The organism is Variovorax sp. V118, from assembly GCF_041154445.1.
Classification (GTDB): domain Bacteria; phylum Pseudomonadota; class Gammaproteobacteria; order Burkholderiales; family Burkholderiaceae_C; genus Variovorax; species Variovorax boronicumulans.
The window spans coordinates 4,046,460-4,059,811 of record NZ_AP028663.1; the positions used below are offsets into that span (position 1 = coordinate 4,046,460).

At 70.8% G+C, this 13,352-nt stretch carries 12 protein-coding genes; 4 read left to right on the forward strand and 8 right to left on the reverse strand.

Annotated elements, in window-relative coordinates; genetic code table 11:
• Positions 1-15: 15 nt before the first annotated feature.
• From ACAM52_RS18830 to ACAM52_RS18860, 7 genes are all read right to left on the reverse strand, one after another.
• The gene (locus ACAM52_RS18830) at positions 16-1,158 is read right to left on the reverse strand and encodes a cytochrome c (protein WP_369644268.1); all 1,143 of its coding nucleotides are present in this window, start codon (positions 1,156-1,158) and stop codon (positions 16-18) included.
• 109 nt (positions 1,159-1,267) lie between these two features.
• Complete coding sequence (locus ACAM52_RS18835; RefSeq protein WP_369644269.1) at positions 1,268-2,056, reverse strand: ABC transporter ATP-binding protein; 789 nt, start codon at positions 2,054-2,056, stop codon at positions 1,268-1,270.
• Positions 2,050-3,117 (reverse strand): ABC transporter permease, encoded by a 1,068-nt coding sequence (locus tag ACAM52_RS18840; protein ID WP_369644270.1) that lies wholly within the window; start codon positions 3,115-3,117, stop codon positions 2,050-2,052. Before ACAM52_RS18840 ends, ACAM52_RS18835 begins: the two co-directional genes overlap by 7 nt.
• Positions 3,114-4,115 (reverse strand): ABC transporter substrate-binding protein, encoded by a 1,002-nt coding sequence (locus ACAM52_RS18845; RefSeq protein ID WP_062482528.1) that lies wholly within the window; start codon positions 4,113-4,115, stop codon positions 3,114-3,116. Before ACAM52_RS18845 ends, ACAM52_RS18840 begins: the two co-directional genes overlap by 4 nt.
• 32 nt (positions 4,116-4,147) lie before the next feature.
• Complete coding sequence (locus tag ACAM52_RS18850) at positions 4,148-4,972, reverse strand: class II aldolase/adducin family protein (protein ID WP_369644271.1); 825 nt, start codon at positions 4,970-4,972, stop codon at positions 4,148-4,150.
• A gap of 3 nt (positions 4,973-4,975) precedes the next feature.
• Positions 4,976-6,085 carry an LLM class flavin-dependent oxidoreductase gene (locus ACAM52_RS18855; protein WP_369644272.1) on the reverse strand — a complete coding sequence of 370 codons (1,110 nt, stop codon included), beginning with the start codon at positions 6,083-6,085 and terminating at the stop codon, positions 4,976-4,978.
• Positions 6,086-6,118: 33 nt separating this feature from the next.
• Positions 6,119-7,117 (reverse strand): ABC transporter substrate-binding protein, encoded by a 999-nt coding sequence (locus ACAM52_RS18860; protein WP_369644273.1) that lies wholly within the window; start codon positions 7,115-7,117, stop codon positions 6,119-6,121.
• Between the two features lie 147 nt (positions 7,118-7,264).
• Here ACAM52_RS18860 and ACAM52_RS18865 point away from each other — a divergent pair, with 147 nt between their 5' ends.
• From ACAM52_RS18865 to ACAM52_RS18880, 4 genes are read left to right on the forward strand one after another with little or no spacing between them, the layout of a single operon-like run.
• Positions 7,265-8,497, forward strand: coding sequence for an acyl-CoA dehydrogenase family protein (locus ACAM52_RS18865; RefSeq protein ID WP_369644274.1), 1,233 nt, complete (start codon positions 7,265-7,267; stop codon positions 8,495-8,497).
• Entirely contained in the window at positions 8,494-9,465 is a 972-nt protein-coding gene (locus ACAM52_RS18870; protein WP_369644275.1) for an ABC transporter substrate-binding protein, read from the forward strand. Before ACAM52_RS18865 ends, ACAM52_RS18870 begins: the two co-directional genes overlap by 4 nt.
• Positions 9,462-10,061 carry a cysteine dioxygenase gene (locus ACAM52_RS18875; protein WP_159277953.1) on the forward strand — a complete coding sequence of 200 codons (600 nt, stop codon included), beginning with the start codon at positions 9,462-9,464 and terminating at the stop codon, positions 10,059-10,061. The genes ACAM52_RS18870 and ACAM52_RS18875 overlap by 4 nt, the downstream gene beginning before the upstream one ends.
• Positions 10,058-11,695 carry a rhodanese-related sulfurtransferase gene (locus tag ACAM52_RS18880; RefSeq protein WP_369644276.1) on the forward strand — a complete coding sequence of 546 codons (1,638 nt, stop codon included), beginning with the start codon at positions 10,058-10,060 and terminating at the stop codon, positions 11,693-11,695. The genes ACAM52_RS18875 and ACAM52_RS18880 overlap by 4 nt, the downstream gene beginning before the upstream one ends.
• 73 nt (positions 11,696-11,768) lie before the next feature.
• On the opposite strand, the gene ACAM52_RS18885 is transcribed toward ACAM52_RS18880, so the two are convergent.
• Positions 11,769-13,238 carry a DEAD/DEAH box helicase gene (locus tag ACAM52_RS18885; RefSeq protein ID WP_062477554.1) on the reverse strand — a complete coding sequence of 490 codons (1,470 nt, stop codon included), beginning with the start codon at positions 13,236-13,238 and terminating at the stop codon, positions 11,769-11,771.
• Between the last annotated feature and the right edge of the window lie 114 nt (positions 13,239-13,352).

Genomic DNA, 13,352 nt, shown 5'->3' on the forward strand with positions numbered 1-13,352 from the left:
CAGTGAAAAAAGAAATCAGTGGATGAAGCCGCCCTTGACGAAGCGCACCGGCTCGGCGTCCATGCGCGCGATGAGCGCGCCCAGGCCATCGGGTGGCAGCACGGTGCCTTTCGCCGAGGCAGCCGGCGGGCTGTCGCTGCGGCACAGCAGGTCGTCGTCGGACCAGCCGGCCTGCCCCGGCTGGCCGCGCACGCGCAGCCAGCCGTCGCGGTCGGCGATGAGCTGCATGCCCGCGAGCTGGTCGGTGCCCGCGATGAGCGCCAGCGCCTCCCACGCGGCCGGTGAATCGGCCACGCAATCGGCGGTGACACCTGCGGACTTCGCCCCGGGCGGCAGCAGCTGCACCGTCACCAGGCGCGGGTCTTCGCTGGGCGCGACCGCGCCCGCCACGACGCGCACGCGCTGCCCGCGCCACTGCGCGAGCGACCGGGGCGCCTGCGCGCCGCAGCGCACCGCCATGTCGGGCAAGCCGACGGGCTGCGGCCAGTGGCCCTGCGCGCGCAGGCTCTGGCCCGCGCCCTGCGCCTTCATGTAGTCGATGAGCGCCCAGGCATCGGCCGCGTCGAGCGCGCCACCGAAGCCGGGCATGGCGGCCGTGCCATGAAGCACACGCCAGAGCAGGTCGCCATCGGCGCGGCGCCACAGCAGCGGGCCCGTGAGGTTCGGCGGCCACACGGCCAGCGAGGCGGCCAGCGGCCCTTCGCCCTTGCCGTCGGTGCCGTGGCAGCTCACGCAGTGCTGCGCGTAGAGCACGCGCCCTTGCGCGATCGACGTGGCCGTGAAGCCGGTCGGCGACGCGTGGAAGCTCGCCGGCGTCGCAGGCACGAGCACGACGTTCGCATGGGGCCAGGGCGCGGCGATCAGCAGCATCGGCACCAGCGCGAGCAGGTACCAGCGCGGGCGCCGCCAGAGCAACGCGATCGACAGCAGCAGCAAAGCGACGCCGACGCACGCCAGCGTCCACGCGAGGCTGCGCGCCTGACCCAGGTCGATCAGCAGGTTCTCGCCCGACAGCCGGTGCGCCCACGGCCACGCCGGCTGGCCGTTCACCTTTTGCACGAGGCCGAGCGCATCGAGCACGCGCAGCAGCTGCAGTTGGGCGCCCTGGAGCAGGTCAATCAGGAAATTGAGCCAGTCGGCTTCCGGCAGAGCGTTCATATCTGTTCAAGGGGGCCGCCGCGCACGGCCGCCCGAAGCGGCCGGCCCGCCCCCGGTAGGGGGTTGGCGAAGCGACACGAAGTGCGCGCAGCCTGGGGGCGAGCTACATCTACCAGGTGGCGTCGAGCCCCAAGTGGCGCAGCGCCTCGTGACGAAGTTCGGCAAGACGCGCATGGCCGCGATGGCGCGGGTACGGCAAATCGACCACGAGCTCCGCCGCGATGCGCGCCGGCCGGTCGCTCAGCACGATCACGCGGTTGGCGAGGAACAGCGCCTCTTCCACGTCGTGCGTCACCAGCAGCGCCGAGAAGCCCGCGCGCTGCCACAGGTTGACCAGCTCGCTCTGCATCGCGATGCGCGTGAGCGAGTCGAGCTTGCCCAGCGGCTCGTCGAGCACCAGCAGTTGCGGGTCGTTGACCAGCGCACGCGCCAGCGCCACGCGCTGCGCCATGCCGCCCGAGAGCTGGTGCGGAAAGGCTTTGGCGAAGTCGGTGAGGCCCACGAGCTTCAGCGCTTCGTCGACGCGCCCGCGCTGCGCCTTGAGCACGCCGCGCGCCTGCAGGCCGAGCGCCACGTTGTCCCACACGCTGCGCCAGGGGTAGAGCGTCGGGTCTTGAAAAACGACGATGCGCGACGGGTCGGGCCGCGTGATGGGTGCGCCGTCCTGCGTGATGCGACCGGCCGTGGCGGGCTCCAGCCCGGCCACGAGGCGCAGCAGCGTCGACTTGCCGCAGCCGCTCGGCCCGAGCAGCGCGACGAACTCGCCGGGCTTGACCGTGAGGTCGATGTCGTCGAGCACCTGCAGCGGACCCGCCGGCACGTCGAACCAGTGGCTCACGCCGTGGATGTCGATCTGCGCGCCGGCCTGGCGCACATGGGGTTCAACGGTGGCTACCATTTCACGGTCCCCTTCTGCCACGACAGCACGCGGTCGCGCACCTTGAACAGCAGCGTGATCAGGCCCGAGCACAGCAGCGCCATCACGATCAGCGCGGCATACATGTTCGAGTACGAAGCCCAGCCCTGCGCCCACGACAGGTAGAAGCCCAGCCCGGCCTTCACGCCCATCATCTCGGCCGTCACCAGCACCGAGAACGCGGCGCCCAGCCCCATGAACAGCCCCACGAACACCTGCGGCAGCGCGGCGGGAATCGCCACGCGCAACACCAGGAAGCGCTCGCTCGCGCCCATGGTGCGCGCCACGTCGTAGTAGTTGCGGTTGACGCCCGCCACGCCCGACCAGGTGAGCACCGCGACCGGAAAGCCCGTGGCCAGCGCGATGAGGAACACGGCCGCCGCGTAGCTCGATGGAAAGAAGAAGAACGCCAGCGGCAGCAGCGCCGAGGCCGGCACCGGCCCCACGAAGCGCAGCACCGGATGCACCCAGTAGCCCGCGATGCGCGACCAACCGATGGTCACGCCCGTGAGAAAGCCCGCCAGCGCACCCAGCACGAAGCCGTGGGCAAGCAGCCGCGCCGAATGCGCCAGGCTTTCGCCGAGGCGGCGCCAGTCGTCGATGTAGGTCTCGATGAGGCTCTGCGGCGGCGCGAAGAACGGCGTGGGCAGCAACGCGAGCTTGGCCGTCGCGATCTCCCAGAGGGCGAACAACACGGGCAGCGCCACCAGCCACGGCCCGGCGGGGCGCAACGTGCGCGCCACGCGGCCCGCGCGCGTGCCGAGCAGCGCCACGAGCAGCAGCAGCGCACCGATGGCAATCGCCGCAATACCGAATTCGTCGGTATAGGCCCAATCGCTGAAGCCCACGGCCTTGTTGGGCCAGTAGACGGTGAGCAGGCCCAGCGCGATCCAGCCCGCGCTCGCGAGCGCGCCGGTGCGCCAGAAGCCTTCGGCGGGGCGCGCGAACACGGCGGCCGGCGCGGCCTTCTCGATGCCGGGGCGGCGCCAACTGCCCGGCGCCGGTGGCGGTGCCTCGAGCACCCGGTCGATGACGGCGCTCATGCCAACGGATCGAAGGACACGTGCTCCGCGAAGCGCACCGGGTCGGTGGTCTTCTTGAGCACGCCGACGCCGCGGAAGTCGCGCGCGTAGAACTCCACCTCGTCGCGCAGCTTGCGGCCCAGCGGGTGGTGGTTGTGCGTGAGCGTGCCCAGCAGCGCGCGCAGGTCTTCGACCGGAACCTTGGGCGAGTACTTGGCGAAGAGCTTGGCCGATTCGTTCGGGTTCTCGGCCACGTAGTCGGAGGCCTGCGCGATGGCGCGCACCAGCGAGGCGACAGTGGCCTTGTCCTTGCGCACCAGCTCGCCGCGCGCACCGACGATGCAGCAGACCTTGTCCTTGTACTCGCCCGAGAGATTGCTCGCGAGCTCGACGAAGGTGCCCTGGTTGCGCTTCTCGATCAGGTACACGTTCGGATCGCCGTCGGCAATGGCGTGGATCTCGCCCTTCTTCACCGCGATGTCGAGCAGGTCGGCCGGGTACTGGCGCCAGGTCACGTCGCGGTCGGCGTCGATGCCGTTCTTCGCGAGGAGGATCGAGAAGAAGTTCTTGCCCGGGCTCGCGATGTCCGACACGCCGATGATCTTGCCCTTGAGGCTGGCCAGGCTGGTGGCGCCCGCGTCCTTGGCGCCCACCAGGCGCACGCAGCCGCCGTGCGAGCTGCCGACGATCTTCACGTCGAAGCCCGATTCGAGCGGCTTGAGCCAGCGATGGATCATGCCCACGGCCGCGTCGGCCTTGGCGGTGGCCAGCGATTCGAGCAACTGGTCGGTCGAGCCCGTGTAGTTGATGAGGTCCACCTGCAGGCCGTTGCGCTCGAAATAGCCGCGCTCCTGCGCCACCACCACGGGCGAGAGGCAGAAGGCCGCAGCGTTCCAGGCGAAGGTGAGCTTGCGCGCCTGCTGCGAGAAGGCCTGCGAGGCGATGAGGCCGCCCGAGGCGACCACGGCGGCGGCGGCGCCGGTGCGCAGCACGCTGCGGCGGGAAAGGGATGCGTTCATCGGGGAAAGGCTCCGGGGGTTCGTCGTCATCGTCAAAGCAGGAGTTCGGGTTCGGCCTCGACCAGGCCGTCGTACAGGCTGTCGAAGGAATGGATGGCGCCTTCGGGCCCGCCGATCTGGCCGTGCGTGTGGCGCGCGGTGGCCTCGTCGATCGGCTGCGGCGTGCCGGCCGCCTCGGCCAGCAGCTGCGTGTGGCAGGCGTTGTCCAGCGCGATGTACCACCACGCGGCGGCCTCCACAGTGGGGCCGGCCGTCAGGATGCCGTGGTTCTTGAGGATGGCGCCCTTCTTGTCGCCCAGCGCGCGGGCGATGCGATCGCCCTCGCTGGTGTCGACCACCATGCCGGTGAAGTCGTCGAACAGCGCCACGTCGTCGTGGAACACGCAGGCGTCCTGCGTGAGCGTGTCGAGCTTGCGGCCCAGCGTGGACCAGGCCTTGCCGTAGGTCGAGTGCGTGTGGGCGGCGGCCACGATGTTCGGGTTGTGCTCGTGGATCGCGGCGTGGATGGCGAAGGCGGCCTTGTTGAGCGGCCGGTCGCCGACGACGGTCTCGCCTTTCGAATTGACCAGCAGCAGGTCGGACACCTTGATGCGCGAGAAGTGCACGCCCAGCGGGTTGACCCAGAAGTGGTCGGTCAGCTCGGGATCGCGCGCCGTGATGTGGCCCGCCAGGCCCTGCGCGAAGCCGAAGCGCGCGAACAGGCGGAAGGCGCCCGCCAGGCGCTCCTGCCGGTGGCGGCGCTCGGCCTGCACGGTGGGGCGCGGCGGGATGGGGTCGAACCAGTGCTTCTGCTGCGGGTTCGCGTGCAGCTTCAGCGGCTGGGCCGCGCTGCGGTCGATGGACAGGACGGCGCTCATGGCTCAGGCCGCCTTGCGCTGCGACTGCAGGCGCTGCGCGACGAGTTCGCGCGTGCGCGGAATCAGCGCGCGGCCGTAGTCCGTCGCGTCTTCGAGCGGATCGAAGCCGCGGATCAGGAAGGTGGTCACGCCGAGGTCGTAGTAGTCGAGCAGCGCATCGGCGACCTGCTCGGGCGTGCCGACCAGCGCGGTGCTGTTGGAGCGCCCGCCGATCTCCTGCGCGACCGCGGTCCACAGGCGCTTGTCCAGGCGCGAGCCCTTCTCGGCCGCGGCCAGCAGGCGCTTGGCACCTTCGCTCTGCTGCGGCCCGCCGCGGTTGTAGCCCTGCACCACGCGCAGGCGTTTCGTCTCGGCCAGGATGTTCTCGGCGCGCGCCCATGCGGCCTCTTCGGTGTCCGCCAGGATCGGGCGGAACGACACCGAGAAGCGCACGCTGCGCCCGTGCTTGGCGGCTTCGGCGCGCACGCGTGTCGTGAGCTCGCGCGCCTGGTCGAGCGACTCGCCCCACAGCGCGTACACGTCGGCGTACTTGCCCGCGACCGGAATCGCGGCCTCCGACGCGCCGCCGAAGTACACGGGCACGTGCGGCTTGCCGTGGCGCGTCTGCAGCGGCTTCACTTCGGAGAACGCGTTCTGGAAACGGTAGTGCGCGCCTTCGTGGTCGAAGGGCTTCTCGGCCGTCCACACCTTGTGCAGCACCTCGAGGTATTCGTCGGTGCGGGCGTAGCGCTGGTCATGGTCGAGCCAGTCGCCGTCGCGCTTCTGCTCTTCGTCGGAGCCGCCCGAGATGTAGTGCACGCCGAGCCGGCCGCCGCTGAACTGGTCGAGCGAAGCGAACTGGCGCGCCGCGAGCGTGGGCGCCACGAAGCCCGGGCGGTGCGCGAGCATGAAGTGGATGCGCTCGGTCACCGAGGCCGCGTAGGCCACGGTGAGCGTGGCATCGGGGCTGGTGGAATGGTGCGGCACCAGCACGCGGTCGAAGCCGGCGTTCTCGTGCGCCTGCGCGAAGGCGCGCACGTAGTCGCGGTCGATGGCCGGGCCCTTGGCGGCGTGGATCTCCGAGACCTTCTGGCCCTGGATCATGCCGATGAATTCAACGTCGTTCTGGCTCATGGTGTCCTCGTGGATGCGGATGGAATGAAGGGGTCAGGCGGCGGGAAGCCGCAGCAGGTTTTCGAAACGGCGGTCCCACAGGGGCTTCACGTCGGCCGGGCCGTCGAGCACGCCGATCTTCTGGAAGGTGTCGGCCACGTCCTGGTGGCTGCGCACCACGGCGTCGGTCACCGGGCCCAGGCTGTAGTCGCCGCTGCGGCCGTTGAACAGCTCGACCAGGTCGCCCACGGGCACGCGCGTCTCGGCCGACTGCGCGCGGGCGTAGGCCAGGAAGTTGCCGTTGATCCAGGCGAACGCGCGCTGCAGGCGCTGCAGCAGGTCGCCCAGCGCCGCGCGGCGCAGCGTGTCGTCGAGCGCGCGCGGGTTGGCGTAGATGGGGAAGTTGCCCGACAGGTAGCCCACGCCGGTCTTGAGCGTGCGCGCGCCGTACTGGGTGCGCGCGAGCTGACCGTTGTAGCCATAGATGGCCCAGGCATCGAGGTCGCCGCGCGCAAAGGCCGAGAGGCCGTCGGCCGGCGTGAGGCTCACGGGCTGGATGTCGGCGAACGACAGGCCCGCTTCGGCCAGCTGCTTGGCCAGGTAGTAGTGCGAGGTGGTGGCGCGCACGTAGCCCACGCGCTTGCCCTTGAGGTCGGCGATGCTGCGGATCGGCGCATCTTTGCGTGCCAGCGTGGCCTGGTTGTTGAGGTCTTCGTGCGTCACGGCCACGAGCCGCACGCTCGACTTCTGCCGAGCCGCGAATACGGGCGGGATCTCGCTGCCCGAGCCCAGGTCGAGCGCGTCGCCGTTGATGGCCTCGATGTGCAGCACGCCGTTGTTGAGCTCGCGCCAGTCGATCTTGTAGGGCGTGTCGGCCTGGCCCGAGGCCGTGAGCAGCGGCCGCCACAGGCCCTTGTAGGTGCCCACGCGCAGGGTCACGCCCGACAGGTCGCGCGAGGGCGCGGCGGCCTGCGCCACGCCCGAAGCCGCCACGCCCCATGCGGCGGCGGCCTGCAGCAGGCGGCGTCGGTCCAGCGGGAAATCGGGTGTCATGCCTTGTGTTCTTTCTTCTTCACTCACTCACGAGGAGAAGCGAGACCGTACCGAGAGCGCCCCCGAAAACGAACGCAGAAAAACGAATTTGGATATGCGCGATGCATCCTTCGCGCACTGGCAGCGGGCCTTTACCGTGCGGGCACCATGAGTGCACTCCCCTTGCGCCGCGCGCCGGCCGTTCCCGACACAGACACCCCGCCCTCCGTCGACCCCGCCGTGCTGGCCCGCCTGTCGGACCAGTTCGCGTCCACGGCGGCCGACCACGACCGCAGCGGCGCCTTTCCGCGCCAGAACTTCGAGGCGCTGCAGGCGCACGGACTGATCGGCCTCGTCGCACCTGCCGCATACGGTGGTGGTGGCGCCACGCTGGCCACGGCGCGCCGCGTGATCGCGGCGGTGGCGCGCGGCGAGCCCGCCACCGCGCTGATCCTCACCATGACCTACCTGCAGCACCAGGCGCTCGCACGCCGTGAGAGCCGCTGGCCCGCGCACCTGCGCGAGCGCGTGGCGCGCGACGCGGTGGCGCATGGCGCGCTCATCAACGCGCTGCGCGTGGAGCCCGCGCTGGGCTCGCCCGCGCGCGGCGGCCTGCCCGGCACCGTGGCGCGGCGCACGCCCGAGGGCTGGCGCATCGACGGCCACAAGCTCTACACGACCGGCATCGAGGGCCTGTCGTGGCTGGCGGTCTGGGCACGCACCGACGAGGCCGCGCCGCGCACCGGCGTGTTCCTGGTGCCGCGCGACGCGCCCGGCCTCCGCGTGATCGCGAGCTGGGACCACCTGGGCCTGCGCGCCTCGGGCAGCCACGAGGTGGTGTTCGAGGACGTCGCCATTGCCGCCGACCACGCCGTCGACCTGCGCGCGCCCGCCGACTGGGCGCCCGGCGCCGGCAGCCAGACCGACATCGACGCCCATGCGGCGCAGCAGGCCTGGATGGTCGTGCTGCTGGGCAGCCTCTACGACGCCGTGGCGCGCGCCGCGCGCGACTGGCTGGTCGACTTTTTGAACCGGCGCGCGCCCGGCAGCCTGGGCGCGCCGCTGGCCAGCCTGCCGCGCGTGCAGGAGCAAGTCGGCGAGATCGAGGCGCTGCTGCGCACCAACCGCGTGCTGCTCGACGACGCCGCTGCCGCGGTCGACAGCGGCCACACGCCGCCCGCCACCGACAGCGGCCTGCTCAAGCACACCGTGACCACGCACGCCATCCGCGTGGTCGAGCTGGCGCTGCAGCTGAGCGGCAACCACGGCCTCACGCGCCAGAACCCGCTCGAACGCCACTACCGCGACGTGCTGTGCAGCCGCATCCACACGCCGCAGAACGACGCGATCCTGGTCGCGGCGGGCCAGCGGGCGTTGCAGGCATCGGGAGGTGCCGCATGAGCGCGCTGCCAATTTCTCGCCGCACCTGGCTCGCACAAGGCGCCGCGCTGTCGCTGGCCGTGGCCGGCCCGGTGCGCGCGGTGGCACAACCCCAGGCCACGCTGGTGCTCGGCGACCAGGCCGGCGGCCTGCGCTCGCTGTTCGAGGCCTCCAAAGCCCTCGACGACGCGCCCTTTGCCTACCGCTGGGCCAACTTCCAGGGCGCCGCGCCGCTGTTCGAGGCGCAGCGCAGCGCCGCCGTCGACACAGCGATGGCCGGCGACCTGCCGGTGCTCGCGGCGGCCGTCGGCAAGACGCCGCTGAAGATCGTCGCCACGCGCGTGGGCAAGGCCGAGTCGCTGGGCATCGTGGTGCAGCCCGACTCGCCGCTGCGCCGCGTGGCCGACCTGCGCGGCCAGACGGTGGTCGTCTCGTCGGCGCGCGGCAGCATCTCGCAGTACCAGCTCTACGGCGCGCTCGAAGAGGCCGGCGTGCGGCGCGACGAGGTCACGGTGAAGTTCGTGCTGCCCACGGACGCGGCCGCCGCGTTCGCGTCGAAGCAGATCGACGCCTGGGCCATCTTCGACCCCTACTACGCGATCGCGCTGCAGCAGGGCGGGCGCATCCTGCGCGACGGGCGCGGCATCAACACGGCGCTGGGCTTCATCACCGCGAGCGAGCATTCGTTGGCCGACCCGGCCCGGCGCACGGCCATCGTGCAGTTCCTCGAGCGGCTCGCCCGCGCGGGCGACTGGGCGCTGGCCAACCCCGAGGCCTATGCGCAGGCCTACAGCCAGCTCACGCGGCTGCCGATCGCGTCGGCGCGCCTCATCACGGCGCGCGCCTCGGTGGCGGGGCGGCCCGTGAGCGAGGCCGACATCGCCGCGCTGCAAACTGTGGCCGACCGTTCGGCGCGTGACGGTATCCTTCCCACACGCGTGGATGTGCGCGCGATCACCGACACCCAACTCTGGAAACGCCCCGCATGATTGCTCCGCTGCGCGATTTCGTCGGCGCCTTCGGCCGGCTGCTCGACAGTCGGCCCGACGAGCCGCGCATCCTGTCCGAAGGCGGCGCGCTGCTGCGCACGCTGGTGGCGCGCGACGACTGGCTGCCCGACGCCTTCGCCGTGGCCGACCCGACCTACTACCAGCAGTTCTTGCTGCATGCCGACAGCACCGAGCGCTTCTCGGTCGTGAGCTTCGTCTGGGGACCGGGCCAGGCCACGCCGATCCACGACCACACGGTGTGGGGCCTCATCGGCATGCTGCGCGGCGCCGAGTACAGCCAGCCTTACGCACTCGACGCCGACGGCACCGCGCGGCCCCAGGGCGCGCCGGTGCGGCTCGACGCGGGCCATGTCGAGGCCGTGTCGCCCACCGTGGGCGACCTGCACCGCGTGCACAACGCGCACGCCGACCGCGTGTCGATCAGCATCCACGTGTACGGCGCCAACATCGGCGCCGTGCGCCGCCACACCTACCCGGCCGAAGGCGGGCGCAAGCCCTTCGTCTCCGGCTACTCCAACACGCTGCTGCCCAACCTGTGGGACCGCTCCGCCGAACTCCGAAACACTGCCGCATGACGACGACAACGACCGCCTCCTTTCCCCTGCTGCCCTTCGCCGCGCTGCGCGAACGCTTGATCGCGCGCGAGGAGACCGCGCTGCTCGACCTGCGCGAGGAAGACCCGTTCGCACAAGAGCACCCGCTGTGGGCCGCCAACCTGCCGCTGTCGCGCATCGAGATCGAGGCGTGGCGGCGCATTCCCCGGCGCGACACCTTCATCGTGCTGTACGGCGCGCACGACGGTGTCGATCTGGCGCCGCTGGCGGCACGCACCTTCGCCGCGCTCGGCTACACCAACGTGCACCTGCTCGATGGCGGCCTCGAAGGCTGGCGCGTGGCGGGCGGCGAGTTGTTCCACGACGTGAACGTGCCGAGCAAGTCCTTCGGCGAACTGGTCGAGCACGAGCGGCACACGCCGTCGCTGTCGGCGCCCGAGGTGAAGGCGCTCATCGACAGCCGCGCCGACGTGGTCGTGCTCGACGCGCGCCGCTTCGACGAATACCAGACCATGAGCATCCCCTCGGCCACCAGCGTGCCCGGCGCGGAGCTGGTGCTGCGCGTGCGCGAGCTCGCGCCCGACCCGGCCACGCGCGTGATCGTGAACTGCGCAGGCCGCACGCGCAGCATCATCGGCACGCAGTCGCTCGTGAACGCGGGCATCCCGAACCCGGTCGCGGCGCTGCGCAACGGCACCATCGGCTGGAAGCTCGCGGGCCAGGTGCTCGACCACGGCGCCGGCCGGCAGGCACCGGCTGCGGTGTCGGACGCGAACCGCGCGCAGGCGCAAGCCGACGCACGCCGCGTGGCCGATGCCGCGGGCGTGCGCCGCGTCGCCCTCGATGCGCTCCACACGCTCGAAGCCCCGGGCCGCACCGTGTACCGCTTCGACGTGCGCACGCCCGAGGAATACACCGCCGGCCACCTGCCCGGCTTCGCGAGCGCGCCCGGCGGGCAGCTGGTGCAGGAAACCGACCACCAGGTGCCGGTGCGCGGCGCCCGCATCGTGCTGGCCGACGACGACGGCGTGCGCGCGTCGATGAGCGCCTCATGGCTCGCGCAGATGGGCTGGGAGGTGTACGTGCTCGATGCGGTTCCACCGGCCGCCGCGCACAGCGAGACCGGCACGCCGACCGCGACCTACCCGCCCGTCGCCGTCACGGTCACCGAGATCGCGCCCCAAGCCTTGGCCGAGTTGCTGAAGCAACAGCCCGCCACCGCCGTGATCGACGTGACCACGAGCGCCAACTACGTGAAGCGCCACATTCCCGGCGCCTGGTACGCGATCCGCGCGCAGCTGGCGCAGGCAATCGACCGCCAGGCCCTTCCGTCCGCGCCGCGCTACGTGCTGACCTGCGGCAGCAGCCTGCTCGCGCGCTACGCCGCGGCCGACCTGCGCGCCCTGCTCGACGCACGCGGCCAGCGCGAGGTGGAGGTGCAGGTGCTCGCGGGCGGCAACACCGCCTGGTTCGCCGCCGGGCTGCCGGCCGAGACCGGCGAGACGCGCCTGGCCACGGCCCGCACCGACCGCTACCGCCGGCCCTACGAAGGCACCGACGCGCCCGCAGAAGCCATGCAGGCCTACCTGGACTGGGAGTTCGGGCTGGTGGAGCAGCTCGGGCGCGACGGCACGCATCACTTTCGCGTGGCCTGAGCGCGCGCAGCGCAGACGAAAAAAAGCCGGGCATGCCCGGCTTTTTTGACTTTCGCTGTCGCGCAGCCCCGGCTCAACCCGGCTCGGCCGCCTTGAACAGTGCCGCGACCTTGCGCTTGCTCTTGATGTTGCTCGAGATGCCGCGTGCGGGCGCGGCCTTGGCCGACGCTTCCCAGGCCGGCGCGGCTTCGCGCTCGCCGGATTCGTAGGGCTTGTCGAAGAACGGATCGCGCGGCGCGGACGGCGCACGGTGCGGGCGACCGCCACCGCTCATGCTGCGGCGGGTGTCGGCTTCGCGGCGTTCGCGCGGCTGGTCGAGCACGTCGCGTGCGTCGCCGGCTTCGCCTTCTTCACGCCAGTGGCGGCGTCCGTCGTTGATGCGGCCACGCGGGCGGTCTTCTTCGAACTCGACGGGTTCGAGCTCGATCTTCTTCTTGATCAGCTTCTCGATGTCGGCCACCAGGCGCGCATCGTTGCCGCCGCTGGCGAAGCTCACGGCCAGGCCCGAGGCGCCGGCACGGCCCGTGCGGCCGATGCGGTGCACGTAGTCTTCGGCGTTGAACGGGATGTCGAAGTTGAAGACGGCGGGCACGTCCTTGATGTCGAGGCCGCGGGCCGCGACGTCGGTGCACACCAGCAGGTCGACTTCGCCGGCCTTGAACGAGGCGAGCGCCTTCAGGCGTTCGTCCTGGCTCTTGTCGCCGTGCAGTGCGGTGGTACGCAGACCGTCGCGCTCCAGCGAGCGTGCGAGGCGCGCGCAGCCGAGCTTGCTGTTGACGAACACGAAGGCCTGCGTAATGCCGCGCTGCTTGACGATCTGCTTGAGCGCACGGCGCTTGTCGTCGTCAGAGACGCTGTAGAAGTGCTGTTCGACGGTGGAGGCCGTTTCATTCGGCCGCGCCACTTCGATGGTGACCGGGTTCTGCAGGTAGCTGCTGGCCAGCCGCTTGATCTCGGGCGAGAAGGTGGCCGAGAACAGCAGCGTGGTGCGCTGCTTGGGCAGGTAGCTCAGGATGCGCTGCAGGTCGGGCAGGAAGCCGATGTCGAGCATGCGGTCGGCCTCGTCGAGCACGACGTATTCGACCTGGTTGAGCACCGCGTTCTTGGCCTCGATGTGATCGAGCAGCCGGCCCGGCGTGGCCACGAGCACTTCGACGCCCTTCTTCAGCTCCAGCGTCTGGGGCTTCATGTCGATGCCGCCGAACACGACGGTGCTGCGCAGGTTGGTGTACTTGGCGTACAGCTTGACCTGTTGCGCGACCTGGTCGGCCAGCTCGCGCGTGGGCAGCAGCACCAGCGCACGCACCGGATGCCGCGCGGGCGAGGTGGAGGCGTTTTCGTGCTTGAGCATGCGCTGCAGCAAGGGCAGCGAGAACGCCGCCGTCTTGCCGGTGCCGGTCTGCGCGGCGCCCATCACGTCCTGGCCTGAAAGCACGACCGGAATGGCCTGTGCCTGGATGGGCGTCATGGTCTCGTAGCCCATTTCGGCCACGGCGCGGGCCAGCGGTTCTGCCAGCGATAGATTGGAGAAGGACATTGTCATTGAGCCTTCTATTGTCGCACTGCCGCAAAAAACGGCAGTGACAACGAAACGACAACATCCGCGCAGGCCGAATTGCTATTTATTCAATAGCAAAACCCCCAATGAATCCGGGGC

Coding starts and splice junctions, on each gene's coding strand:
- ACAM52_RS18830 (WP_369644268.1), bottom strand. CDS start 1,158: ATGAACGCTCTGCCGGAAGCCGACTGGCTCAATTTCCTGATTGACCTG.
- ACAM52_RS18835 (WP_369644269.1), bottom strand. CDS start 2,056: ATGGTAGCCACCGTTGAACCCCATGTGCGCCAGGCCGGCGCGCAGATC.
- ACAM52_RS18840 (WP_369644270.1), bottom strand. CDS start 3,117: ATGAGCGCCGTCATCGACCGGGTGCTCGAGGCACCGCCACCGGCGCCG.
- ACAM52_RS18845 (WP_062482528.1), bottom strand. CDS start 4,115: ATGAACGCATCCCTTTCCCGCCGCAGCGTGCTGCGCACCGGCGCCGCC.
- ACAM52_RS18850 (WP_369644271.1), bottom strand. CDS start 4,972: ATGAGCGCCGTCCTGTCCATCGACCGCAGCGCGGCCCAGCCGCTGAAG.
- ACAM52_RS18855 (WP_369644272.1), bottom strand. CDS start 6,085: ATGAGCCAGAACGACGTTGAATTCATCGGCATGATCCAGGGCCAGAAG.
- ACAM52_RS18860 (WP_369644273.1), bottom strand. CDS start 7,117: ATGACACCCGATTTCCCGCTGGACCGACGCCGCCTGCTGCAGGCCGCC.
- ACAM52_RS18865 (WP_369644274.1), top strand. CDS start 7,265: ATGAGTGCACTCCCCTTGCGCCGCGCGCCGGCCGTTCCCGACACAGAC.
- ACAM52_RS18870 (WP_369644275.1), top strand. CDS start 8,494: ATGAGCGCGCTGCCAATTTCTCGCCGCACCTGGCTCGCACAAGGCGCC.
- ACAM52_RS18875 (WP_159277953.1), top strand. CDS start 9,462: ATGATTGCTCCGCTGCGCGATTTCGTCGGCGCCTTCGGCCGGCTGCTC.
- ACAM52_RS18880 (WP_369644276.1), top strand. CDS start 10,058: ATGACGACGACAACGACCGCCTCCTTTCCCCTGCTGCCCTTCGCCGCG.
- ACAM52_RS18885 (WP_062477554.1), bottom strand. CDS start 13,238: ATGACAATGTCCTTCTCCAATCTATCGCTGGCAGAACCGCTGGCCCGC.